The sequence below is a fragment of the Janthinobacterium sp. PC23-8 genome, assembly GCF_002250505.1.
Lineage (GTDB): Bacteria > Pseudomonadota > Gammaproteobacteria > Burkholderiales > Burkholderiaceae_D > Janthinobacterium.
Window position 1 is genome coordinate 1,841,651 of the sequence record NZ_NJGY01000001.1, and the last position, 22,777, is coordinate 1,864,427.

22 protein-coding genes are annotated in these 22,777 nt (G+C 63.2%); 8 read left to right on the forward strand and 14 right to left on the reverse strand.

The window, feature by feature from the left end:
- Positions 1 to 118: 118 nt before the first annotated feature.
- The 6 genes from CD932_RS07935 to panB all read left to right on the forward strand — a co-directional run bounded on the left by CD932_RS07935 (position 119) and on the right by panB (position 5,441).
- Positions 119 to 1,201 (forward strand): AI-2E family transporter, encoded by a 1,083-nt coding sequence (locus tag CD932_RS07935; protein ID WP_094442156.1) that lies wholly within the window; start codon positions 119 to 121, stop codon positions 1,199 to 1,201.
- 81 nt (positions 1,202 to 1,282) lie between these two features.
- A complete protein-coding gene (gene hda / locus CD932_RS07940) occupies positions 1,283 to 1,951 on the forward strand; it encodes a DnaA regulatory inactivator Hda (protein ID WP_094442157.1) in 669 nt (222 codons plus the stop codon).
- Positions 1,951 to 2,622 (forward strand): HAD family phosphatase, encoded by a 672-nt coding sequence (locus tag CD932_RS07945; protein ID WP_094442158.1) that lies wholly within the window; start codon positions 1,951 to 1,953, stop codon positions 2,620 to 2,622. The genes hda and CD932_RS07945 overlap by 1 nt, the downstream gene beginning before the upstream one ends.
- Positions 2,615 to 3,982: a polynucleotide adenylyltransferase PcnB gene (gene pcnB / locus CD932_RS07950; RefSeq protein ID WP_094442159.1), complete on the forward strand. Its 1,368-nt coding sequence runs from the start codon at positions 2,615 to 2,617 to the stop codon at positions 3,980 to 3,982. The genes CD932_RS07945 and pcnB overlap by 8 nt, the downstream gene beginning before the upstream one ends.
- 6 nt (positions 3,983 to 3,988) lie before the next feature.
- Positions 3,989 to 4,468 (forward strand): 2-amino-4-hydroxy-6-hydroxymethyldihydropteridine diphosphokinase, encoded by a 480-nt coding sequence (gene folK, locus CD932_RS07955; protein ID WP_094442160.1) that lies wholly within the window; start codon positions 3,989 to 3,991, stop codon positions 4,466 to 4,468.
- A 97-nt stretch (positions 4,469 to 4,565) separates the two neighbouring features.
- Entirely contained in the window at positions 4,566 to 5,441 is an 876-nt protein-coding gene (gene panB, locus CD932_RS07960) for a 3-methyl-2-oxobutanoate hydroxymethyltransferase (RefSeq protein ID WP_094442161.1), read from the forward strand.
- A 6-nt stretch (positions 5,442 to 5,447) separates the two neighbouring features.
- Here the strand turns inward: panB and CD932_RS07965 are convergent, their stop codons facing one another.
- The 12 genes from CD932_RS07965 to CD932_RS08020 form a co-directional block, all read right to left on the reverse strand.
- On the reverse strand, positions 5,448 to 5,780 hold the full coding sequence (locus tag CD932_RS07965; RefSeq protein ID WP_094442162.1) for a helix-turn-helix transcriptional regulator: 333 nt from the start codon (positions 5,778 to 5,780) through the stop codon (positions 5,448 to 5,450).
- Position 5,781: 1 nt separating this feature from the next.
- Positions 5,782 to 7,074, reverse strand: coding sequence for a type II toxin-antitoxin system HipA family toxin (locus CD932_RS07970; protein ID WP_254926510.1), 1,293 nt, complete (start codon positions 7,072 to 7,074; stop codon positions 5,782 to 5,784).
- Between the two features lie 166 nt (positions 7,075 to 7,240).
- A complete protein-coding gene (locus tag CD932_RS07975; RefSeq protein ID WP_094442164.1) occupies positions 7,241 to 8,728 on the reverse strand; it encodes an aldehyde dehydrogenase in 1,488 nt (495 codons plus the stop codon).
- 29 nt (positions 8,729 to 8,757) lie between these two features.
- Positions 8,758 to 9,609: an ABC transporter permease gene (locus tag CD932_RS07980; RefSeq protein WP_094442165.1), complete on the reverse strand. Its 852-nt coding sequence runs from the start codon at positions 9,607 to 9,609 to the stop codon at positions 8,758 to 8,760.
- Complete coding sequence (locus CD932_RS07985; RefSeq protein ID WP_094442166.1) at positions 9,606 to 10,547, reverse strand: ABC transporter permease subunit; 942 nt, start codon at positions 10,545 to 10,547, stop codon at positions 9,606 to 9,608. Before CD932_RS07985 ends, CD932_RS07980 begins: the two co-directional genes overlap by 4 nt.
- A 7-nt stretch (positions 10,548 to 10,554) precedes the next feature.
- Positions 10,555 to 11,703 carry an ABC transporter ATP-binding protein gene (locus CD932_RS07990; protein ID WP_094442167.1) on the reverse strand — a complete coding sequence of 383 codons (1,149 nt, stop codon included), beginning with the start codon at positions 11,701 to 11,703 and terminating at the stop codon, positions 10,555 to 10,557.
- A 147-nt stretch (positions 11,704 to 11,850) separates the two neighbouring features.
- Positions 11,851 to 13,311: an aspartate aminotransferase family protein gene (locus CD932_RS07995; RefSeq protein WP_094442168.1), complete on the reverse strand. Its 1,461-nt coding sequence runs from the start codon at positions 13,309 to 13,311 to the stop codon at positions 11,851 to 11,853.
- Between the two features lie 10 nt (positions 13,312 to 13,321).
- On the reverse strand, positions 13,322 to 14,692 hold the full coding sequence (locus CD932_RS08000; RefSeq protein ID WP_094442169.1) for a glutamine synthetase family protein: 1,371 nt from the start codon (positions 14,690 to 14,692) through the stop codon (positions 13,322 to 13,324).
- Positions 14,693 to 14,771: 79 nt separating this feature from the next.
- The gene (locus CD932_RS08005) at positions 14,772 to 15,530 is read right to left on the reverse strand and encodes a gamma-glutamyl-gamma-aminobutyrate hydrolase family protein (protein WP_094442170.1); all 759 of its coding nucleotides are present in this window, start codon (positions 15,528 to 15,530) and stop codon (positions 14,772 to 14,774) included.
- Between the two features lie 107 nt (positions 15,531 to 15,637).
- Positions 15,638 to 16,201: a hypothetical protein gene (locus CD932_RS08010; protein WP_094442171.1), complete on the reverse strand. Its 564-nt coding sequence runs from the start codon at positions 16,199 to 16,201 to the stop codon at positions 15,638 to 15,640.
- Positions 16,198 to 16,770 carry a sigma-70 family RNA polymerase sigma factor gene (locus CD932_RS08015; protein WP_254926511.1) on the reverse strand — a complete coding sequence of 191 codons (573 nt, stop codon included), beginning with the start codon at positions 16,768 to 16,770 and terminating at the stop codon, positions 16,198 to 16,200. The genes CD932_RS08010 and CD932_RS08015 overlap by 4 nt, the downstream gene beginning before the upstream one ends.
- A 62-nt stretch (positions 16,771 to 16,832) precedes the next feature.
- Complete coding sequence (locus CD932_RS08020; RefSeq protein WP_254926512.1) at positions 16,833 to 18,737, reverse strand: beta-propeller domain-containing protein; 1,905 nt, start codon at positions 18,735 to 18,737, stop codon at positions 16,833 to 16,835.
- Between the two features lie 159 nt (positions 18,738 to 18,896).
- Here CD932_RS08020 and gabD point away from each other — a divergent pair, with 159 nt between their 5' ends.
- Entirely contained in the window at positions 18,897 to 20,363 is a 1,467-nt protein-coding gene (gene gabD, locus CD932_RS08025; RefSeq protein WP_094442172.1) for an NADP-dependent succinate-semialdehyde dehydrogenase, read from the forward strand.
- 19 nt (positions 20,364 to 20,382) lie between these two features.
- On the opposite strand, the gene CD932_RS08030 is transcribed toward gabD, so the two are convergent.
- Entirely contained in the window at positions 20,383 to 21,006 is a 624-nt protein-coding gene (locus CD932_RS08030; RefSeq protein WP_094442173.1) for a trimeric intracellular cation channel family protein, read from the reverse strand.
- Between the two features lie 122 nt (positions 21,007 to 21,128).
- On the opposite strand from CD932_RS08030, the gene CD932_RS08035 reads away from it, so the two are divergent.
- Complete coding sequence (locus tag CD932_RS08035) at positions 21,129 to 22,016, forward strand: HTH-type transcriptional regulator ArgP (RefSeq protein ID WP_094442174.1); 888 nt, start codon at positions 21,129 to 21,131, stop codon at positions 22,014 to 22,016.
- A gap of 66 nt (positions 22,017 to 22,082) precedes the next feature.
- Here the strand turns inward: CD932_RS08035 and can are convergent, their stop codons facing one another.
- Positions 22,083 to 22,751 (reverse strand): carbonate dehydratase, encoded by a 669-nt coding sequence (can, locus tag CD932_RS08040; RefSeq protein WP_094442175.1) that lies wholly within the window; start codon positions 22,749 to 22,751, stop codon positions 22,083 to 22,085.
- Between the last annotated feature and the right edge of the window lie 26 nt (positions 22,752 to 22,777).

Below are 22,777 nucleotides of genomic sequence, written 5' to 3' on the forward strand. Positions count from 1 at the left end.
AAGCCTTGTGCGAGCGGCGCGCCAGCCGGTCAATTCGGTCGATCAAGCCGCTATTTTATCAAACTGACCCCTGAGTTTGTAATTAACTGCCTTTTTTTAACGCAAAAACAGAAACCACATGCCCTTTGCCATCACCGCCGAACAGAAGCAAACAGCATTTTGGACTGCGGTCTGGCTGGCGTTGCTGCTGTTGCTGCTCATGCTGGGCCCCATCCTGACGCCTTTCCTGGCCGCCGCCGTGCTGGCCTATGTGCTCAATCCAGGCGTGGACCGTTTGCAACGCCTGCATTACCGGCGCTTCCACCTGCCGCGCCCGCTGGCGGTGCTGCTGGTGGTGCTGCTGTTCTTCCTCGCGCTCACGGCGCTGGTGCTGATCGTGGTGCCGGTGCTGCAAAAGGAAATCCCGCTGCTGCAGGCGCAGATCCCGCAATTCCTGAACAAGACCAATGACGTGATCGCGCCGAAACTGCGCGACCTGGGCATCCGCGTGCGCCTGGACGGCACCGGCATCAAACGCATGCTGAGCCAGCAGATGGCCACCAGCGGCGACGAGATCTGGAGCACGGTGCTGGCCTCGGCGCGCATCGGCGGCACGGCCGTGCTGGGCTGGCTGGCCACCGTGGTGCTGATTCCCGTGGTGCTGTTCTACCTGCTGCTGGACTGGCACCCCATGCTGGCGCGCATCGCCGGCAGCGTGCCACGGCGCTGGGTCGGCCGCACGGTGGCCATGGCGCAGGAAGTCGACACCCTGCTGGCGCAATACCTGCGCGGCCAGTTGCTGGTGATGCTGGTGCTGGCGGCCTATTATTCGATCGCGCTGTCGATCGCCGACTTTGAAGTGGCGCTGCCGGTGGGCATCATCACCGGTTTGCTGGTATTCATTCCGTATCTGGGTTTTGGTCTCGGCCTGGTGCTGGCGCTGATCGCCGCCCTGCTGCAGTTTGCCGACTGGAGCGGCGTGGTGGCGGTGGCCGTGATCTATGGCTGCGGCCAGCTGATCGAAGGCTTTTTCCTCACGCCGCGCCTGGTCGGCGAGCGCATCGGCTTGAATCCGCTGGCCGTCATCTTCGCCCTGCTCGCTTTCGGCCAACTATTCGGTTTCGTCGGCGTACTGCTCGCTTTGCCCGCTTCCGCCGTGTTAATGGTCGCTTTCAAGCATCTAAGACGCCACTACCTTGCCAGCAGCTTCTATAATACTTGAATATCAGCTTTTACAATATGAAACTAACAACAACAGCGACGACGCATACGCAGTAATGAAAAACAGGACAAGGCGTACGCCATGAAACAACTGGTGCTCGATCTCGGCACAGACCAGGCGCACAGCCTCGATACCTTCGAGGTGGGACAAAATGCCGAAGTGGCGCAGTTGATGCGCCAGTTCGCCGCGCGCACGGCGCGCGAACATTTTGCCTACCTGTGGGGCGAGCTGGCCGCCGGCAAGAGCCATCTGCTCAAGGCCCTGGCCAGCACCGAGCGCGCGCGCTATATTTCGCCGTTTTCGATCGAGTCCGAATTCCTCTACTCTCCCGAGGTCGACCTGTACCTGCTCGACGACTGCGAAAAGCTGTCGCCGCTGGCGCAGATCGACGCCTTTGCCCTGTTCAATGAAATCCGCGCCAACCAGGCCTACATGGTGTGCAGCGGCGCCGTGCCGCCGGCCGTGCTGCCGGTGCGCGAAGACTTGCGCACGCGCATGGGCTGGGGCCTGATCTACCAGATCCATGGCCTGACCGACGATGAAAAAATTGCCGCCCTGACACAAGCGGCCACCACCCGCGGCTTGACCTTGTCGCCCGGCGTGTTACCCTATCTGCTGTCCCATTTCCGGCGCGACATGCGTTCGCTGTCGACGATGCTGGACTCACTCGACCTCTACTCCCTTGAAACCCAACGTCCGATCACCTTGCCCTTGTTGCGCGAGTTGTTGCAGGCGGAAGCGAAAGAATGATGAATCTGGCCCTGTTTGACCTCGACCACACCCTGCTGCCCATCGACTCCGATCACGAGTGGGGCGAATTTCTGGTACGCAGCGGCGTGGTGGACGCCACCGAATTTACGCGCCGCAATGACGGCTTTTTTGCCCAATACCAGGCCGGCACCCTGGACGCGGTGGAATACCTGGAATTCGCGCTCGGCAACCTGGCGCAGTTCCCGCGCGCGCGCCTGGACGAACTGCATGCGCAATTCATGGCCGAAGTCGTGCTGCCGGCGATCCGTCCCGAAGTCGTGGCGCTGCTGAAACAGCACCAGGACGCGGGCGACCTGATCGCCATCGTCACGGCCACCAACCAATTCGTCACCAGGCCGATCGCCGCCGCCCTGGGCGTCGAGCACCTGATCGCCGCCATGCCCGAATACGACGCCGACGGCAATGTGACGGGCAAACTCATCGGCACGCCGACCCTGGGCGCCGGCAAGCTGACCCATACCCATGCCTGGCTGGAAAAGCTGGGCAAGGAACTGGGCCAGTTCGAACGCAGTTATTTCTACAGCGACTCGCATAACGACATCCCCCTGTTGTCGGTGGTGACCCACCCGGTCGCCACCAACCCCAACGCCGCTTTGAGCGCACACGCATCCCTCCACGGCTGGCCATCACTCCACTTATTCAATGATTAAAAAATTCATCCGCAAGATCCTCGGCGTTAAAAAAGAGGCAGCGCGCGACACCACGGTAGCCACCGTGCTCGGCCCCGCGCAACACGGAATCGATCCGAAACTGGTGACCTCGAACGCCATCCGCGTCACCAGCAGCCTGCAGGAAGCGGGCTTCGAGGCGTTCGTGGTGGGCGGCGCCGTGCGCGACCTGCTGCTGGGCGTGAAACCGAAAGACTTCGACATCGCCACCAACGCCACGCCGGAACAGGTCAAGCGCTTGTTCCGCCGCGCCTTTATCATCGGCAAGCGCTTCCAGATCGTGCACGTGATGTTCGGCCAGGACTTGCTGGAAGTGACGACCTTCCGCGGCGCCGGCGCCGATTCGGCGCCGAAAGATGAACATGGCCGCGTGCTGCGCGACAATACCTTCGGCCTGCAGCACGAAGACGCGCTGCGCCGCGACTTCACCATCAACGCCATGTACTACAACCCGGCCACGCAGGAAGTGCTGGACTACCACGGCGGCGCGGAAGACATCCGCGCCAAAACCCTGCGCATGATCGGCAAACCGGAAGAGCGCTACCGCGAAGACCCGGTGCGCATGCTGCGCGTGGTGCGCTTCGCCGCCAAGCTCAAATTCACCATCGAGCCGCACACGGCCGAACCGATCGCCGTGATGGCGCCCTTGATCAACAATGTGCCGGCGCCGCGCGTGTTCGATGAAATGCTCAAACTGCTGATGAGCGGCCACGCGCTGGCGTGCCTGCAGCAACTGCGCAAGGAAGGCCTGCATCACGGCCTGCTGCCGCTGCTCGACGTGGTGCTGGAGCAGCCGCTGGGCGCCAAGTTCGTCACCCTGGCGCTGGACGCCACCGATGCCCGCATTGCCGCCGGCAAGACGGTCTCGCCAGGCTTCCTGTTCGCTTCCCTGCTGTGGCATCAGGTGCTGGAAAAATGGACCGCCTACCGCGCCGCCGGCGAATCGACCATCCCCGCGCTGCACCTGGCGGCCGACGACGTGCTCGATTCGCAAACGGAAAAGCTGGCCCTGCAGCGCAAGATCGGTTCGGACATGCGCGATATCTGGTCGATGCAGCCTCGCTTCGAGCGCCGGGTCGGCAAGGCCCCGCACAAGCTGCTCGAGCATTTGCGCTTCCGCGCCGGCTACGACTTCCTGCTGCTGCGCTGTGCCTCGGGCGAGATCGACACCGAGCTTGGCGAATGGTGGACCGCCTTCTACGAAGGCGATGAAGAGACGCGCGAAGCGCTGCTGGCCAGCGCCAACGCCGCACCCGGCGCCGTCAAGAAAAAACGTCCGCCACGCCGCAGCACCCGCAGCAAGAGCGGTGGCGCCGCCGACAGCAGCGGCAGCGAGCAATAAACAGTCATGGCGCAGGTCACCGCGTACATCGGCATCGGCGCCAACCTGGGCGACGCGCGCGCGAACGTGCTTGAGGCCATCGCGCGCCTGGCGCGCCTGCCCGGCGCCACCCTGGTCGAGGCCTCGCCCAGCTACCGCACCGCACCGATCGATGCGAGCGGCGACGATTACATCAACGCCGTGGCGCGCATCAGCACCACCTTGCCGGCCGAGGAACTGCTGCGGGCGCTGCACGCGATCGAAGCGCAGCACGGCCGCGAGCGGCCCTATCGCAACGCGCCGCGCACCCTGGACCTGGACCTGCTGCTGTACGGTGAGGAGCAGATCGCCAGCGCCACCTTGACGGTGCCGCATCCGCGCATGACCGAACGCGCCTTTGTGCTGGTGCCGCTGCTGGCGCTCATGCCCTCGATCACGGTGCCGGGCAAAGGCGCAGCCAGCGATTATCTCGCGTCGGTGGCCGGCCAGGCGATCAGCAAACTCTGACCGCAACGGGGCCATGCTCTACAATGCCGCCCCTGCACGCCGCCATATAAAGGTCTACACTAGCGGCGCTGTATCCCTTTCACTTTAGAGAATACCTATGTCCGCTTATTTGCAAGGAACCGATCTGGCCGCCAAAGACAAGGCGAACGCCCCTGCCCCTGCGCCAGCGAAGAGCGTCGCCAGCAAGGCCGTGACCATCCATACCCTGGCCACGCTGCGCGCCGCCGGTGAAAAGATCTCCATGCTGACCTGCTACGACGCCAGCTTCGCCTCGCTGATGGACCGCTGCGGTGTCGAGATTTTGCTGATCGGCGATTCGCTCGGCATGGTCTGCAACGGCCACAACTCCACCCTGCCCGTGACGGTGGCCGAACTGGCCTACCACACGGCGTCGGTGGCGCGCGGCGCCAGGAGCGCCATGGTGATGGCCGACCTGCCGTTCGGCGCCTACGGCACAGTGGAAACCGCCTATGCCAACGCGGTCATCCTGATGCAGGCCGGCGCGCACATGATCAAGATCGAAGGCGGCGCCTGGCTGGCCGACACCGTCAGGTTTCTGACCGAACGCGGCATCCCCATCTGCGCCCATATCGGCCTCACGCCGCAATCGGTGCACCAGTTGGGCGGCTACAAAGTACAGGGCAAGAGCACGGAAAGCGCCGAGCAGCTGAAAAACGACGCGCTGGCGCTGCAGAACGCGGGCGCGGCCATCGTGCTGATGGAAGCGATGCCGGCCCAGCTGGGCAAGGAAGTGACCGAGATGCTGCACGTGCCGACCATCGGCATCGGCGCCGGCCCCGACTGCTCGGGCCAGGTGCTGGTGATGCACGACATGCTGGGCGTGTTCCCGGGCCGCAAGGCGCGCTTCGTGCGCAACTTCATGGAAGGCGCCGCCAGCATCGACGAAGCCGTCAGCGCCTATGTGCGCGCGGTAAAAGAGGGCAGTTTTCCGGCGATGGAACACTGTTTCTGATGTAGCCTATTGAGGCGATATCGCCCCGGCGCTCTGCGGGGCGATTTTTTTTTCACGCAGCGTTTCTGTCCGTACAAAGGCCACCTCCAGGCCAAAGAACTGTCCGATACGGTTCAGCGTCTGGATGGTCGGATTGCCCTTGCCGCTCTCGATCTCCTTGATGACCTTTGTGCTCACGCCCCGGTGCGTCGCAAACTCTGCCTGCGTCATGCGCGAGATGGCGCGCATTTCCTTGACCGCGTGCTGTAGTGTGACGGCTCCTGCTTCAATGGCTTCGTAAAGCGCTGCCCTGCGCTGCCGCAACTCTTCCTTGTCAACGGTCTTTTTCGTACGCGCCATGTCAGTGCTCTCCCAATGCCTTGAGCTGTTCGATCTGCCCGGCGATATGTGGACGGAGGAAAGCAATGATGTCATCATCCACGCCTGCCTCTTGCATATGCTGTTCCAGCGCAGCCAGTTGCTGGGAAAATCCGTATAACGCGAGGCGGATCTGCTGGCGCTCCACGTCCAGCATGCTGATCGTAGCCAGTATCGTCGTCCAGTCATGCAGCTCGTTTTTGGTGTCCGGGTGATACCAGCGCGCCGCACGTGGTATGCCATCCGGGTCCAGGTACATCGGCGCAAAATCGAACAGCGGTGTGAGGCGCACCTCGGCACCAACTTGCTGTACCGCCGTATTGCGTGCGTGATTATCGGTATTGCGCATAGCCAGGTTCAAGATATCGCGTTTGAGAAATTCGATGGTTTCCGCAGTCTTGTCGCTGACGACAGCGCGCAGCGCCTGCAATAGCGCGAATTGACTAGGCGTGGCTTCAAAGCCAACGATACCTGCCAGCGAAGCGGCGCTTTCCTGATGGAGTCGCAGCACTTTTCCATCCCGGATGCGGCGGTCAAAGCGGGGAATGAACAAAGTATCGTCCTGGTAGCGCAGTTGGCCTTCGGTACGCAGGCCCAGCGCGCGCGCCACAGTCATGTACGCGGCTTCATTTCTCAATACCTTAGCGTCGCTGGCGGTCTTTCCGCGCGGACGCTTGACGATGAAATGGGCAGCTGCGTACTGGTCCGCCAGAGCCCCATCGGCATGCCAGAGACCAGCATGGTCGGTAGTCAGCAGATATTTCGGCGCCGCTCCTTGCACCCCCAGACTGCCGGCGGCCAGCATGCCATGCATCAGCATGCGCTCATTGAAGGCATCGCCACGACCTATGATCTCGTCCAGTGAAAAGCCGGACTGCGGCTTGCCCTTGTCGTGGCGATTCATATGTTGTGCGTAGTACTGCACGGCCTCGACGATGCGCACGCGCCCGATCGGATTGAATGCGCCGGCACACGCCAGCGGAAAATCGGCAGCCGGGCCATCTGCCAGTTGAAGCTGCCCAAGCAGATATGTCCGCCCGCTTCCCTGGGGAATCAGGTCAAAGACAAAGGCTGGCCATTGCGCCAGCTTCTGCATCTCTGCCGTGACGGGAAAACGCAGCGAGACAGGTCCACTCTCAAGCTTGAAGAAGGCATAATCGAGGTCATACTCGAACAGGGCAGCGGTACGTGGATTGCCACCTGCTGGCTCAAGCAAAGTCAGCGATGCGCAATCGTGCCACGCATCCTCATGAAAAATTTGAAAATGGCACTGCATGACGGCTCCAATTGGATCTTATAGTAGCTAATTGTGTTCAGTTTATCCTTAAATTAGCACTTATACGATCCAAATTTTAACAAGTACGGCGCCATGAAAAATATAATGATCCCTAAAAGAACTAATTTAAGCCATCAACACCATCAATTAGCTCTTTTAAGTACTCTTATAAAAATAATCCCACCTGTATCCACGTCGTCTTCAACTCCGTGTATTTATCGAGCGCATGCAAGGACTTGTCGCGCCCGTTGCCCGACTGCTTGTAGCCGCCGAACGGCACGGTGATATCGTCGCCGTCGTACTGGTTGACATGCACGGTGCCGGCGCGCAAGGCGCGCGCGGTCTGGATCGCCTTGGTAATGTCCGAGGTCCAGACGGCCGCCTGCAAGCCGTAGGGCGTGGCGTTGGCCTGGCGGATCGCGTCCTGGAGGTCCGTAAAACCGAGCACCGACAGCACCGGCCCGAAGATTTCTTCGCGCGCGATCGTCATGTTTGAATTCACGCCATCGAACAGGGTCGGCTGCACGTAGTAGCCCCCCGTGTCCGTGCGCGCCGCCACGCCGCCGCCCAATAGCTGCGCGCCTTCGCTCTTGCCTTTGGCGATATACGCCATCACCGTGTTCATTTGCGTGGCGTCGACGATGGCGCCCATCACGGTGGCTTCATCGAGCGGATCGCCGGGCTGGAAGCGCGGCAGCATGGCCGTCGACTTGGCCAGAAATGCTTGCTTGATCGACTCTTCGACGAACAGGCGCGACGGCGCATTGCAGCTTTCGCCCTGGTTGAAAAAGATCGAACCGATGGCCGCCGCCACCGCCTTGTCGAGGTCGGGGCAATCGGCGCAGACGATATTGGCGGATTTGCCGCCCAGTTCGGTCCAGGCCCGTTTCAGGTTCGACTGGCCGGCCATCTGCACGATCAGTTTGCCGGTGCGGGTCGAGCCCGTAAAGCCGATGCAGTCGATATCCATATGCAGCGCCAGCGCGGCGCCGGCCTCGTTGCCGTAGCCGGGCAGCACATTGAAGACGCCCGGCGGCAGACCCGCTTCGAGGCCCAGTTCGGCCAGGCGCAAGGCGGTCAGCGGCGACTTTTCGGACGGTTTCAAAATCACGCTGTTGCCGGCCGCCAGCGCCGGCGCGATCTTCCAGGCGGCCATGATCATCGGGTAGTTCCACGGCACGATGGCGGCCACCACGCCCACCGGTTCGCGCTGAATCAGGGCCAGGCTGTTGGCTGGCGTGGTCGCAATTTCATCGTAGATTTTATCGATCGCCTCACCATACCAGCGCAGGCAGTTGGCGGTGGCGCCGACGTCCACGCTCGTGCTGTATTTGATCGGCTTGCCCATGTCCAGCGTTTCGAGCAGGGCCAGTTCGGGGCCGTTCTGCTGCACCAGGTCGGCGAATTTGAGCAGCACGCGCTTGCGCTGCGCGGGTGATTTTCCGGCCCAGCGGCGATCCTCGAAGGCGGCGCGCGCGGCCAGCACGGCCGCATCGACATCGAGGCCATCGCAGCGCGCCACCTGGCTCAGCAAGCGCCCGTCGATGGGCGAGAGATTGTCGAACTGCAGGCCGGACATGGCCCAGACCCGCTCGCCATTGATAAAAGCCCGTCCATCGATCTTCAGTTCCGCCGCGCGCGCATGCCAGTTCATGGTGATCTCCTGTGATAGTGGAAAACAGCTTACTCCTGGTCGATTGTATACGCAGCGGACATCTGACGGCGCAGGCGCCGGTCGCTGCGCGCCAGCATCACCGCGTACACGATCACGGCCAACGTGACGACCAATATCGTCAGCGCGGCAATGGCGTTGACGCGCGGGTCCAGGCCCAGCCGCGCGCGCGAAAAGATCACCAGCGGCATGGTGGTCGAACCGGGGCCGGACAGGAAGGCCGACAGCACCACATCGTCCAGCGACAAGGTAAACGTCAGCAGCCAGCTTGACGCCAGCGCTTGCGTGATATTGGGCAGGGTCACCAGGAAAAACACCTGGTGCGCGCGGCAGCCCAGGTCCATCGCCGCTTCACTGAGCGACTTGCTCATCTCCTGCAGGCGCGACTGCACCACCACGGCTGCATAGGCCATGCCCAGCAGGGTGTGGCCGAGCCAGATGGTGGCGACGCCCCGCTCGGGAAACCCGAACACCTTTTCCATGGATACCAGCATCAGCAGCAATGACAGGCCGATGATCACCTCGGGCATCACCAGGGGCGCGCTGACCATGGATGAAAACAGGGTACGGCCCTTGAAACGCTGGTAATTGACGAGGGCAAAGGCGGCAAAGGTGCCCAGCACCACCGACGAAGTGGCCGACATGAAGGCGATTTTCAGCGACAGGCCAAAGCCGGCGATGATCTCCGTGTCGCTGACGAGCTCCTGGTACCAGCGCAGGGAAAACCCGGTCCACACCATGTCCTGGCGCGAGCTGTTGAACGAGAAGACGATCAGCACGATGATGGGCAAATACAGGAACAGATAGCCGAGCGAGAGCCAGCCACGGCCGAACCAGCGCTGCAGGAAGGTACGCCCGTTCATGGTTTTTCTCCCGCGTGCTGATCCGTCTTGTACTTGTTAAAAATCGCCATCGGCACCAGGATCAGCAAAATCACCAGCACCGTCACCGACGAAGCCATGGCCCAGTCGTTGTTGGTGAAATATTCGTCCCACAGCACGCGGCCTATCATCAGTGTTTCCGGGCCGCCCAGCAGCTCGGGAATCACGTATTCGCCCACCGAGGGAATAAACACCAGCATGGCGCCGGCGATAATGCCCGACTTCGACAGCGGCACCGTGATGCGCCAGAAGGCCTGCAACGGCGTGGCGCCCAGGTCGGCCGCCGCTTCCAGGTAACGCAAGTCCATCTTGACCAGGTTGGCGTACAGCGGCAGTATCATGAAGGGCAGATACGCATACACCATGCCGACCACCAGCGAGAACGAGGTGTTCATCATCGGCAAGGGTGCGCTCACCACGCCGAGCGCGATCAACAGGTCGTTGAGCAAGCCGTGGTTGGCCAGGATGCCCTTCCACGCATAGACGCGCAGCAGGAACGAGGTCCAGAACGGCAGCATCACCAGCATCATCAGGATCGGCCGCAGCGACGGCCTGGCGCGCGCCATGAAATAGGCAAACGGATAGCCGATAAAGAGGCAAATCGCGGTGGTAATCGCCGCGTACTTGATGGAGCTGAGGTAGGTGAGCAGATACAGTTCATCGGCGGCGATGAACAGGTAGTTGGCCACCTTGACCTTCAGCACCACGATGCCGTCGACATACGACAGCAGGCCGCCGAACGGGCTGCCGGCCGTGTCCATGTCGGACAGGCTGATGCGCAGCACGATCAGAAAGGGCACTAAAAATGCCGCCGTCAGGAATAGCGACGGCACGGCGATCACGGCGTTGCGGCCCGCATTTCCCCCGATTATCCAGCGCAAGCCAAAGAGGCTGCGCAACGATTGCCAAATAATGTTCATGTGAACCTCAGCTGGTCAGCACGACGATATCGGCGCCATCCCACCAGACCCACACGCGCTGCTCGCGCTCGAGGCACGCGGCGTCGTGGCGGGCCGCGTTGGTGCGCGACACTTTCACCACTGCGCCGCTGTCCAGGCGCACATGGTAGCTGGTCTCATTGCCAAAATAGGCCATGGCGACGATCACGCCCTGGGCGCAGTTGTAGCCGTGCTCCGCCGCCGAGGCGCGCTCTTCCAGATTTGGCGCCGCGAGCCCGATGGCGATCTTTTCGGGGCGCACCGCCACCGACACTTCCATGCCCAGGGTGCCCGTGACGCCGTGGGACACATAGTGGCGCACATCGGGCGTATCGACCACCACGTGATCGGGTTCGTCCTGCGTGATGCGGCCGTCGAACAGATTGACGCTGCCGATGAAGTCAGCCACGAAACGGCAGTTCGGCGTTTCATAGATGTCGCCCGGCGCGCCCACCTGCAGGATGCGCCCTTCGCTCATCACGGCGATGCGCGTGGCCATGCTCATCGCCTCGTCCTGGTCGTGGGTCACCATCACGCAGGTCACGCCCACCTGCTCGATGATATTGACCAGCTCCATCTGCGTGCGTTCGCGCAGTTTTTTATCGAGCGCGCCGAGCGGCTCGTCGAGCAGCAGCAACTGCGGCCGCTTGGCCAGGCTGCGCGCCAGCGCCACGCGCTGCTGCTGGCCGCCGGACAGCTGATGGGGCTTGCGTTTCGCGTATTGCCCCAGCTGCACCAGCGCCAGCATCTGCTCGACCCTGGCCGCCACTTCCGCCTTCGGCAGACCGTCGCGGCGCAGGCCGAAGGCGATATTGTCCCACACCGACAGGTGAGGAAACAGCGCATACGACTGGAACATCATGTTGATCGGCCGCTGGTGCGGCGGCACCTCGACGATGCTGTTACCGGCAAGCGCGATGCGCCCCGAGGTCGGCGTCTCGAAACCGGCCAGCATGCGCAGCAGGGTCGACTTGCCGCAGCCCGAGCTGCCCAAGAGGGCAAAGATCTCGCCCTGGTTGATGGTCACGGAAATATCATTGACAGCGCGCACGCCATCGAATTCCTTGACCAATTGGTCTATCACCAGGAAAGGCGCTGGGGCGTCACTGGCCGACGCGGCAGATGTTGCTATCGTCATGGTTGGTAGCTTGGAATGGGGTGGGCAATGAAAAACTGGCCGCAGGAGCGGCCAGAGTGGGAGTGTAGCGGAACTGCCGCTTATCGGGTCTAAAAATTGCACAGATGTCGATAAAAACCCAACAGCGAAAGGCTGGGGTTACTCAGCCTACACCCAGCCCTTGGCCTTCACATCGGCATGTGTCTTGTCCAGGCAGAGGCGAATCAGATCGGTCATCTCGTCGATCTGCGCGCGCGTCATCACCAGCGGCGGAGCGACGATCATGCGCTCGCCCACGGCGCGCATGATCACGCCGTTGTCGAACATATGGCCGCGGCAGATCATGCCCACGCCCTGGTCTTCGTCGAACAGCACGTTGTCATGCACGGTGGCGCCCTTCCTGCGCACCAGGTTCAGGCCGGCCACCAGGCCGCAGCTGTCGGCGTAGCCCACCAGCGGATGTTCGCCCAGGGCAGCGAAGCGTTGCTTCAGATACGGCCCGGTGTCGTCCGCCACCTTGCTCACCAAGCCCTCGTCTTCGATGATGCGGATATTTTCCAGCGCTGCCGCGCACGCCACCGGATGGCCCGAATAGGTGTAGCCGTGGGTGAATTCGCCGCCCTTCTCGATCAGCACCCTGGCCACGCGCTCGCCCACCATCACGCCGCCCAGCGGCACATAGCCCGAGGTGACGCCCTTGGCGAAGGTGATCAGGTCGGGCTTGATGCCGAACAGCTCGGAGCCGAACCAGCGGCCCAGGCGGCCAAAGCCGCAGATCACTTCATCGGCGATGAGCAGGATGCCGTACTTGTCGCAGATGCGCTGGACTTCGGGCCAGTAGGTGGCAGGCGGAATAATCACGCCGCCGGCGCCCTGCACCGGTTCGCCAATAAAGGCGGCCACCTTGTCAGCGCCCACTTCGAGGATTTTTTCTTCCAGCCAGCCGGCCGCTTTCAAGCCAAATGCTTCAGGCGTCAGCCCCTGGCCCGCTTCCAGGTAATTGGGCTGGCCGATATGGACGATGCCGGGAATCGGCAGGCCGCCCTGGGCGTGCATGCCGTCCATGCCGCCGAGGGACGCGCCGGCCACCGTGCTGCCGTGATACGCATTGTGGCGGCTGATGATGGTGTGGCGCTCCTTGTAGCCCAGCAAATCCCAGTAGCGGCGCACCATGCGCAGGTTGGTGTCATTCGCTTCCGAACCGGAACTGGTGAAGAACACGTGCTGGAACTGCGGCGGCGAGATCTGCGCCAGCTTGGCGGCCAGCTGCACCGCCGGCAAGTTCGTCGTGCCGAAAAAGCTGTTATAGAAGGGCAGCGTTTCCATCTGCCGGTAGACGGCTTGCGAAATCGACGTGCGGCCATAGCCGACGTTGACGCACCACAGCCCCGACATGCCGTCGATGATTTTCTTGCCGTCGCTGTCCCACAGGTAGACGCCCTCGCCGCGCACCATCACGCGCGCGCCCTTCGATGCCAGGTCCTGGAAGTCGGTAAACGGATGCAGGTAGTGGGCCGAGTCGGCTTGCTGGATGGCGGCCGTGTCATATACCTGCGGCGTGGCGTTTTTCTGCGCCACGGAGGCGACGAAGGCGGCGCTCGGCGCCAGCGGATGATTGCTTTTAGTCATAGGTATTCCTTTATACGTGCAACAACAAGTGTTCGCGTTCCCAGGGACTGATGACGGTCATGAATTCCTGGTGTTCCAGGTCCTTGATGGCCGCATAGACGTCGATGAAACGGTCGCCCAGCACCGTGCGCAGCTTGTCTTCGCCGCGCAGCAGTTGCAGCGCTTCGGGCAGGCCTTGCGGCAGTTCGAACTTCATGTCGTAGGCGCTGCCGACCATCATCGGCGTCGCTTCGAGCTGCTCCGTCATGCCGAGGTAACCACAGGCCAGGGTGACGGCCAGCGCCAGGTAGGGATTGGCGTCGGCGCCGATAATGCGGTTTTCCACGCGGCGGTCCTGCACGCCCGATTCGGGCACGCGGAAACCCACGGTGCGGTTGTCCAGCCCCCATTGAATGTTGATGGGCGCGGCCGTATGGCGCACGATGCGGCGGTAGGAATTGACGTATGGCGCGACAATCGCCATCGCCGACGGCATGTAGCGCTGCAGCCCGGCAATGTAATGCTTGAAGATGGGCGCGGCCGAACCGTCGTCGTTGCTGAAGATGTTCAGGCCCGTTTTCGCGTCCACCACGCTCTGGTGCACATGCATGGCCGAACCGGGTTCGCCGGCCATCGGCTTGGCCATGAAGGTGGCGTACATGTCGTGCTTGAGCGCCGCTTCGCGCAAGGTGCGCTTGAAGAAGAACACCTTGTCGGCCAGACCCAAGGGATCGCCATGCAGGAAGTTGATTTCCATCTGGCCGGCGCCGATCTCGTGGATCAGGGTATCGACGTCGAGGTTCATCAGCTCGCAGTAGTCGTAGATATCCTCGAACAGCGGATCGAACTCGTTGACGGCGTCGATGCTGTACACCTGGCGGCTGGTCTCGGCGCGGCCACTGCGCCCGATCGGCGGCTTCAAGGGCAGGTCGGGGTCGGTGTTTTTCGCCGTCAGGTAGAACTCCAGTTCGGGCGCCACCACCGGTTTCCAGCCCTTGTCGGCATACAGTTTCAACACCCGGCGCAGCACCGAACGGGGCGCGAAATCGACCAGCATGCCGTCGGCGAAATAGCAGTCGTGGATCACCTGCGCGGTCGGATCGGTGGCCCACGGCACCATGGTGATGGTGGTCGGATCGGCCTTCAGAATCATGTCGCGGTCGGTGCTGGAAATGGCGCGGTCATAGCCGCCGTCGTCGACCGGGTAATTGCCCGTCACCGTCATGCCCAGCACCGCCTCCGGGATGCGCATGCCGCGCTCCTGGGTAAATTTTCCGCGCGGCAGGATCTTGCCGCGCGCAACACCGGTCAGGTCGGGCACCAGGCATTCGATTTCCGTGACCCGCTTCTCATTGAGCCACAGGTCCATGTCGGTGTAGGTAAAATTTTCGCGTATCGCCATCTTGTCCTCTCGCTGGTCTTGATCAAGCGCCGCCCATCACCGCTGCGGCGCGCTAGCTAGTTACTGAAGTTCATTCTGTCTATCCATGATGCGTGTGCTGGTAATCGCGGCAGGCCTGGCCGAAGGCCTCGAACAGGCGCAGCGATTGCGGGTTGTTTTCGACCTGCCATTCCGGGTGCCACTGCACACCGAGCGCAAAGCCGGGCATGGCGGCCACCGTCCAGGCTTCGACCAGGCCGTCGTCGGCCAGCGCTTCGACCAGCAGGCCGTCGGCGAGGCGGGCGATGCCCTGGCCGTGCAGGGAGTTGACCATCATCTCGCTCTCGCCGCCCAGTATTGTCGACAGCAGCGCACCCGGCGTCATGCGTATGCGGTGCGCCGGGCCGTACTGGCGCACCAAAGGGTCGTTGATGTTTTCGCGGTGCTCCAGCATGCCGGGCACCGCATGCACGGCCTGGTGCAAGCTGCCGCCGAGCGCCACATTGACTTCCTGGAAGCCGCGGCAGATCGCCAGCAGCGGCAGCTGGCGCGATAGTAGTGCGCGGATCAGCGGCAAGGTGGTGGCGTCGCGCGCGCCGTCCTGCGGCAGCTCGGGGAAGGCAATCTCCTGACCATACAGGGCCGCATCGACATTCGAGGCCGAACCGGTCAGCAGCACGCCATCGGCGATGCGCAGCACCGCTTTCAAGTCGGCGTCCTTGCCCAGGGCCGGCAGCAGCAGCGGCATGCAGCCGGCCGCATTGACCACGGCGTGCAGGTATTTATCCTGCGCCGTGTGGCAGGCATGGCTGCCCAGCTGGCGGCGGCAGGCCGGAACGAGGACGATGGGACGGTGCATAAGACTGGCTCCCGGTAGCGTGACAGCCCTACTCTACAGGATGGAGTTGCCAAACTGCCACACTAATGCTTATAACCATGGGAATCGTCAACAGCGAATTGCCATTTCTAGCGTTGCTCCAGCCGCTGTTGCAGTTGCTTGTCGACCGGATATTCGGGATACGCCTGCCTGAAGGCTGTCCACTCCTGCTGCGCGGCCGGCCCCTGGCCAGCTTTCAGCAGGCCGTCGATCTTGAGCAGCCAGACGGACGCATCGAGTTTAGGCGGCGCCGGCGGCGCCATGGCGCTCCGTGCCGATGGCTGCGCGCGCACTGCGCCAGACGGTTCGGCATTGGACTCCATCTGCGCGGCCGGTGGATCGACAGGCTCGCCGACCACCGGGAACTTCGCCTGCTTGTGGCCAAAGAAGTCGCCGCCGACCAGGTTAAAGGTCAGCAGCACGGCGGCGGCCAGGCCCAGCGGAATGCGCCAGCGCGTCAAATAGTCGATGGCCGGCAAGGTGCGCACCACGCCGTCTAAGCTGTCGTTCGCGGCGAGCGGTTTTGCCAAAGGCATGACCAGGGCCTGCTGCGCGTCCGCCAGGATGGCCGCATCGAGTTCGCAGGGCGGCGACGGCTGCGGCAAGGCGGCCAGCAGCGCGTTCAATTCTTCGTCGTGATGATCGGGATTCATGCTCGTACTCCTTTGCCGCTGGCCGCATCGAGTTGCGCGCGCAGTTTCTGCATCGCGTAGCGCAGCCGGCTCTTCACGGTTTCCGCTTCAACCCCCGTGACCACAGCAATGTCGGCAATGCTCATGGCGCTGAACTGCTGCAGCACCAGTGCTTCCTTCTGCTCGGCCGGCAGCAACGCGATGGCCGCGTGCAGCAAGGCGTGCTGCTGTTTCTGTTCGAACGACTGCTGCGGCGAGGCGGCGTCGCCGGGCACTTCAGCGGCCACTTCAGGGCCCAGCCACAGCGCTTCTTTCTGGCGCAGGAGATCGATCAAACGGTTGCGCGCCATCTGGTACAACCAGGTGCGAAATGCCGCCTGCGGCTGGTAGCTGGCGCGCGCCGCATGCAGGCTGGCCCAGGCATCCTGCACGATCTCGTCGACCCAGGCACGGCGCGGCGAACGCCAGGCCACGAAGCGGTACAGGCCCTCGCGATGGCGCCGGTACAGTTCGCGAAATGCCGGCAGGTCGCCGCCGCCATAGCGCAGCATCAGCTCTTCATCGGTGTCGTTGGGTAGGGTATCGGCCATGCGAGCCAGTGTAGCCGATGCGGGCGGCGGCCACAATCGCCGCACGCCAGCGGCCACCATCGTCACCGCGCGCGGGCCGCCGCTGGCGCATAACTGATGCGGCGCGTCTCGCGTATCTTCCCATCGGCTAGCCCCCCTTCCACCAGCTCGTAGCCGAGCAGGGCAAAGATCCGGCCCTGCAAAAACAGCGCTCGCGCATTGCCATACCAGTCCACGCACGAGGCGCGGCAGCCGTCGTCCGGCGGCGCACCGGGTTTGGCCGCCAGCGCGCCCAGTTCCGTCAGGGCCAGGTTGTGATTGCGCAGGTAGAGCACGGACGCCGATTCGCTGCGCGGGCCGGCGCGCTCCTGCGCGCCCATGATCGGCAGGCCGATCACGCCTTCGCTGCCCGTATCGGGCTGGTAGAAAAAGCCGTGGCTGCGCGTTTCGCCCTGGGCCGCATCGGCCCGCACATAGGTGCCGGCGATATCGGCGCCGCTACCGAGGCGTATGCTGGTGAAATGCAGGTCCGCTCCCTTGGCGCCGACCGCCACCGCATCCTTGCCCAGCGCCTCGATGCGTTCGACGCCATGCGCCAGCACCAAAGCCTGCGGCGCGTCCTTGCCGGCCCAGCGCAGCGCATGCAGCGGCTGCAAAGGCCAGTTCGGATCAAGCTGGCGCCGCGCGGAGTTGCCGGGCTGGCCATACAGCAGGTACGGCCCCACATAGCGGTTCTGCAAGCCGTAGTCGCCATTGCCGGGCAAGGCACGGTAGCTGGCGGCCGGCGCGCTGTCGCGGCCATCGGAAAAACTGTTCAGCGGCACGCGCAGCAGGGCCAGTTTGCCACGCCCTTTTTCAGAATCCCACATGGCGTCGCCGCGCCCCTGCGAACGCAGCAAAACGTTCAGGTAACCGTCGGCGCTTGCCAGGAACGAGAACTGGTCGACCGGCGCGCCGGCCGTTTTCAGGGCGCTGGGCGCCGTGCCGTCGAGCGGCAGGCGAAAGACACTGGAACCGCCGCCACGGCGCGTCGTCCATACATAGACCGACTCGCCCGAAACATAAAACACGCGGCCAGGCGGCGCCATCACGGCGCTCGCCTCGCAGCGCAGCTCGCGGCTGGCCAGGTCGCAGCTGGTCACCGCATGCAGGGCGATGGCCGCACCCGGTTCCGGTTCTTCATCGGTGCGGAAAATGCGCGTGGCCGGCGCGATGCGCCGGAAGTCCTGTGGCAAGGCATCCGGGCGCCAGCGGCGTATTGCGGGAAAGCCGCCGTACGGGTCGCCGCGGCGCACGTTGAGCGATAGCGGCGAGTAGAACACCAGTTTGGTGCCAACCAGGCGGCTGGCGTAATTGCGCGCCGAATAGTAGTCGTTCGAACGCAGGTGATAGGTGGAACGGTAGGCCAGGCGGCCAGCAGCATCGATATCGAACAGGCCCACCTCGGTGCCGCCACGGCTGTAGCTGTAGCCGATCACCACCACCGTGTCGCCCGAAACGAGCATCTCGTCATACCAGCTGTCGGACGGATCGCTGCCCGGCGCATAGGCGTCGAGCGAGGCCACCGGGCGCAAGCCCTGCGGCCCCACGCTGACCGTAAACAGCTTGCCGCGCCGTAGCATCACCAGGTGCTTGCCATGTACCTTGACGATGCCGCCTTCGTCGACGCCGGCCGTCTGGGTATTGGTGACCGAGTCCGTCAGCGCCCCCGCCACGTCGGCCGATTTGGAAGACGCCGCCGCCATTGGCGCCGGCGCCGGCATGGCCTGCATCTGCAGCTCGGCGCGCCGTTGCAAGGCCATCTGCTGCGCAGCCAGCTTGTCCAGATAAGCGCTCAAGGCCTGTTCGCTGGCAAACGCCGTCAGCGTTTTCCTGAAACTGGTATCGCCGGCATGGGCGGCGCACGACAGCAGCAGCGACAGCAGCAAGGTCGTTTTCAGGGCAGTGGGCATGGCGTTTTCTCCGGTGGTCACGCAGGTGTCGGTCATGAAACGCGGCGCAGGATAAAACGGGGTTAAAGCCCTGCAAAAATAATCCTGGCGTGAGCCAGCTCACAGGTGGCGCAATGTGGCGCATGCGCGTCCAATCGTGCGCCGTCAAAAAGGGCTAACATGAAAGACCCAGTCACCACTTGCCGAAAGAGCGCCATGCCTACCACCACGCTGACATTGAACGATCCCGCGCTGCTGCGCCAGCAATGCTATATCAACGGCCAATGGCGCGATGCCGACAGCGGCAGGACGACCGACGTCAGCAACCCCGCCACTGGCGAAGTGATCGGCAAGGTGCCAGGCATGGGCACGCAGGAAACGGCGCAGGCCATCAGCGCAGCGAATGACGCCTGGCCCGCCTGGCGCAAGAAAAGCGCAGCCGAACGGGCCGGCTACCTGCGCCGCTGGCATGATCTGATGCTCGAGCACGCCGACGACCTGGCGCTGTTGATGACGATGGAGCAAGGCAAACCGCTGGCCGAATCGAAGGGCGAAGTGAAATATGCGGCCTCCTTCATCGAATGGTTTGCCGAGGAAGGCAAGCGCGTCTCGGGCGAGACCCTGGCCTCGCCGTGGCCCGACCGCCGCATCGTGGTGACGAAAGAACCGATCGGCGTGTGCGCCGCCATCACGCCATGGAATTTCCCGGCCGCGATGATTACCCGCAAAGTGGGCCCGGCGCTGGCCGCCGGCTGCCCCATCATCGTCAAGCCGGCGGGCCTGACGCCCTTCTCCGCGCTGGCGCTGGCCGTGCTGGCCGAGCGGGCCGGCATCCCGCCGGGCGTGTTCAATGTGATCACCGGCTCGTCGCAGCAGATCGGCGACGAGCTGACGGCCAACCCGCTGGTACGCAAACTCAGTTTCACCGGCTCGACCGAAGTGGGCCGCAAGCTGATGGCGCAGTGCGCGCCGACGATCAAGAAGCTGTCCTTGGAACTGGGCGGCAATGCACCCTTCATCGTCTTCGATGACGCCGACCTGGACGCTGCCGTCGAAGGCGCGATCGCCTCGAAATACCGCAATGCGGGCCAGACCTGCGTGTGCGCCAACCGCCTGTATGTGCAGGATGGCGTATATGACGCCTTTGCCGAAAAACTGGTGGCGGCGGTGGAAAAGCTCAAGGTAGGCAATGGCGTCGACGACGGCGTCACGCAAGGGCCGCTGATCGAAGAAAAAGCCGTGAAAAAAGTCGAGCAGCACGTGGCCGACGCGCTGTCCAGGGGCGGCCGTTTGCTGACGGGCGGCCAGCGCCATGCGCTGGGCCACAGCTTCTTCCAGCCCACCGTGATCGCCGACGTCACCAGCGACATGCTGGTAGCCAGGGAAGAAACCTTCGGCCCGCTGGCGCCCCTGTTCCGCTTCCAGAGCGACGACGAAGTGGTGGCGCTGGCCAACGACACGGAATTCGGCCTGGCCGCCTATTTCTATTCGCGCGATATCGGCCGCATCTGGAAAGTGGCCGAAGGGCTGGAATCGGGCATGGTCGGCGTCAATACGGGCCTGATCTCGACCGAGGTGGCGCCGTTCGGCGGCGTCAAGCAGTCAGGCCTGGGCCGCGAAGGCTCGTCGTACGGCATCGATGATTACCTGGTCATCAAATATATCTGCATGGGCGGGATCTGACCATTTGCCTGGGGCGACCTCATTCAAAGCCACGAATGCGGTCGCCATCGAAATTGGGCAGCCGCCACGAAAACCGCAGCGCCAAAAAGCGAAACAGCAAGCCGGCCGCAATCGACGCCAGTTGCGCCACCGCGCTGTCGACCTTGAAATACAGCAGCGCCACGTACAGCGCGCCCGTCAACACCGCCACGGTGGCATACACTTCGCGCTGCAGCACCAGCGGAATCTGGTTGCATAAAATATCGCGCAGCAGACCACCGAACACGCCGGTGATCATGCCGGCCAATACCACGATGGCCGGATGCAGGCCGGCCGACATGGCGATATCGCAGCCGATCACGCAAAACGCCACCAGCCCCAGGCCATCGACGATCAGAAATACCGAACGCAAGTGATGCAGGTAGCGCGCCACGAACGCCGTGACGACGGCGGCGCCGCCCGTAAACAGCAGGTATTCGGGATGCGCGATCCAGCCCAGCGGATAGTGGCCCAGCAGCACATCACGGATGGTGCCGCCACCGAGCGCGGTGACGGTGCCGATCATCACGATGCCGAACAGGTCCATGCCACGGCGCATGCCCATGATGGCGCCGGACATGGCTTCGGCAGTAATCGCCACCAGATAGATCGTATATAACAACATGTTTTGTTCTTCCAGAGTACGGCAAGGTGCGAAAACGCCATTGTGCACCGCAACACGCCTTTCCTAATCAAAAGTAAGTATTATTTGGGAATGATAAATTTTTCTAATCCAGGGCGGCGCTGATGGAACTCAATCCCAGGCATACGGAAGCGTTTCGCGCCGTCGTCGAGACCGGCAGTTTCGAGCAGGCCGCGCTGCGGCTGCACCTGACTTCGCCGGCCATCTCGCAGCGCGTGCGCGCGCTCGAAAGCCAGCTGGGCAACGCCCTGATCGTGCGCAGCCGCCCTGCCCGCGCCACGCGCACCGGCCAGCGCCTGATGCAATACCTGAAACGCGCCAAGCTGCTCGAAGCGGACCTGGCGGCGGAACTGGCGGTGCAGCAGGACGCCCCGCTGACCCTGGTGCTGGCGCTCAATGCCGACTCGATGGGCACCTGGTTTTTCCCCGCCCTGGCCGATATCCTGAACCGCGAGCGCGTGCTGCTGGACCTGACCGTGGAAGACCAGGATCACACTTATACCCTGCTGGAGACAGGCATGGCGATCGGCTGCATCAGCACCGAGTCCAAGCCGATGCGCGGTTGCAGCGCCGAGCCGCTTGGCGTGATGCGCTACTGGCTGGTGGCCACGCCGGCGTTTCGCCAGCAATGGTTCGCCCAGGGCCTGACGCGCCAGGCGGCGCGCGCGGCGCCGGTGGTGGCCTACACGCGCAAGGACACCTTGCAGTCAAACTACCTGCAAGAGGCGCTGGGCCTGCCCGAAGGCGCCTACCCCTGCCACTACGTGCCGGGCGCCACCTCGCACTTCAACGCCATCCGCTACGGGCTCGGCTACGGCATGGTGCCGGAACTGCTGCTGCAGGCCAGTCCCGATGGCCAGCTGGTGGAAATGCTGACGCCGCAGCAGCCGGCCGACGTGGCGCTGTACTGGCATACCTGGAAAGTGCAGTCGCCGCGCATGGAGCAGTTGTCGCGGCAGATCGTGGCGGCGGCGCGCACGGTGTTGAGATAAGGCGTGAAGAGGTAAAGGCATGAGGTAAAAAGCGGTTCGCCGTGATGGCGAACCGCTCGGCAATGACTATGCTTCTTCGTAGCTGGCCAGGCGCGCCGCCATGCGCGGCGCCAGTTCATGGCCGGCCGTGATGGTGACGTTCAGGTCGTTCAGCACGCCGTCCTTCAAGCCATACACCCAGCCGTGCACGCTGAGTTCCTGGCCGCGTTCCCAGGCGTCCTGGACGACGGTGGTCTGGCAGACGTTGAGCACCTGCTCGGCCACGTTCAGTTCGCACAGGCGGTCGCTGCGCTGGCGGCTGGTCAGCACGTCGCCCAGGTAGCGCTCGTGCTTCTGGCTGACGTCCTGCACATGGCGCAGCCAGTTGTCGACCAGGCCGATGCGCGTGCCCGTCATGGCCGCATGCACGCCCTTGCAGCCATAGTGGCCGACGATGATCACATGCTTGACCTTCAGCACGTCGACGGCAAATTGCAGCACCGACAGGCAATTGAGGTCGGAATGCACGACCACGTTGGCGATATTACGGTGCACGAACACGTCGCCTGGCGGCATGCCCAGCAGCTCATTGGCCGGCACGCGACTGTCCGAACAACCGATCCACAGGTATTCGGGCGAGGTCTGCGCTTCCAGGTTCTTGAAGTATTCAGGATTCTTTTCCACCATCGAATCGGCCCAGCGCTTGTTACGCTGTAGCAGTTCCGTCAAGGCCGGGCCGTTTTTCACTTCGGTCATGATGTTTTCCTAAAAAAACGCCGGGA

Excerpts from the sequence above, each read along its gene's own strand:
- pcnB (WP_094442159.1), top strand. The coding sequence starts at position 2,615 with ATGATTAAAAAATTCATCCGCAAGATCCTCGGCGTTAAAAAAGAGGCA.
- CD932_RS08005 (WP_094442170.1), bottom strand. The coding sequence starts at position 15,530 with ATGCACCGTCCCATCGTCCTCGTTCCGGCCTGCCGCCGCCAGCTGGGC.
- CD932_RS07970 (WP_254926510.1), bottom strand. The coding sequence starts at position 7,074 with ATGCAGTGCCATTTTCAAATTTTTCATGAGGATGCGTGGCACGATTGC.
- CD932_RS08015 (WP_254926511.1), bottom strand. The coding sequence starts at position 16,770 with ATGGCCGATACCCTACCCAACGACACCGATGAAGAGCTGATGCTGCGC.
- folK (WP_094442160.1), top strand. The coding sequence starts at position 3,989 with ATGGCGCAGGTCACCGCGTACATCGGCATCGGCGCCAACCTGGGCGAC.
- CD932_RS07965 (WP_094442162.1), bottom strand. The coding sequence starts at position 5,780 with ATGGCGCGTACGAAAAAGACCGTTGACAAGGAAGAGTTGCGGCAGCGC.
- CD932_RS07985 (WP_094442166.1), bottom strand. The coding sequence starts at position 10,547 with ATGAACATTATTTGGCAATCGTTGCGCAGCCTCTTTGGCTTGCGCTGG.
- gabD (WP_094442172.1), top strand. The coding sequence starts at position 18,897 with ATGCCTACCACCACGCTGACATTGAACGATCCCGCGCTGCTGCGCCAG.
- CD932_RS07995 (WP_094442168.1), bottom strand. The coding sequence starts at position 13,311 with ATGACTAAAAGCAATCATCCGCTGGCGCCGAGCGCCGCCTTCGTCGCC.
- hda (WP_094442157.1), top strand. The coding sequence starts at position 1,283 with ATGAAACAACTGGTGCTCGATCTCGGCACAGACCAGGCGCACAGCCTC.
- CD932_RS07980 (WP_094442165.1), bottom strand. The coding sequence starts at position 9,609 with ATGAACGGGCGTACCTTCCTGCAGCGCTGGTTCGGCCGTGGCTGGCTC.
- CD932_RS08010 (WP_094442171.1), bottom strand. The coding sequence starts at position 16,201 with ATGAATCCCGATCATCACGACGAAGAATTGAACGCGCTGCTGGCCGCC.
- CD932_RS08030 (WP_094442173.1), bottom strand. The coding sequence starts at position 21,006 with ATGTTGTTATATACGATCTATCTGGTGGCGATTACTGCCGAAGCCATG.
- CD932_RS08000 (WP_094442169.1), bottom strand. The coding sequence starts at position 14,692 with ATGGCGATACGCGAAAATTTTACCTACACCGACATGGACCTGTGGCTC.
- can (WP_094442175.1), bottom strand. The coding sequence starts at position 22,751 with ATGACCGAAGTGAAAAACGGCCCGGCCTTGACGGAACTGCTACAGCGT.
- panB (WP_094442161.1), top strand. The coding sequence starts at position 4,566 with ATGTCCGCTTATTTGCAAGGAACCGATCTGGCCGCCAAAGACAAGGCG.
- CD932_RS07990 (WP_094442167.1), bottom strand. The coding sequence starts at position 11,703 with ATGACGATAGCAACATCTGCCGCGTCGGCCAGTGACGCCCCAGCGCCT.
- CD932_RS08020 (WP_254926512.1), bottom strand. The coding sequence starts at position 18,737 with ATGACCGACACCTGCGTGACCACCGGAGAAAACGCCATGCCCACTGCC.
- CD932_RS07935 (WP_094442156.1), top strand. The coding sequence starts at position 119 with ATGCCCTTTGCCATCACCGCCGAACAGAAGCAAACAGCATTTTGGACT.
- CD932_RS08035 (WP_094442174.1), top strand. The coding sequence starts at position 21,129 with ATGGAACTCAATCCCAGGCATACGGAAGCGTTTCGCGCCGTCGTCGAG.
- CD932_RS07975 (WP_094442164.1), bottom strand. The coding sequence starts at position 8,728 with ATGAACTGGCATGCGCGCGCGGCGGAACTGAAGATCGATGGACGGGCT.
- CD932_RS07945 (WP_094442158.1), top strand. The coding sequence starts at position 1,951 with ATGAATCTGGCCCTGTTTGACCTCGACCACACCCTGCTGCCCATCGAC.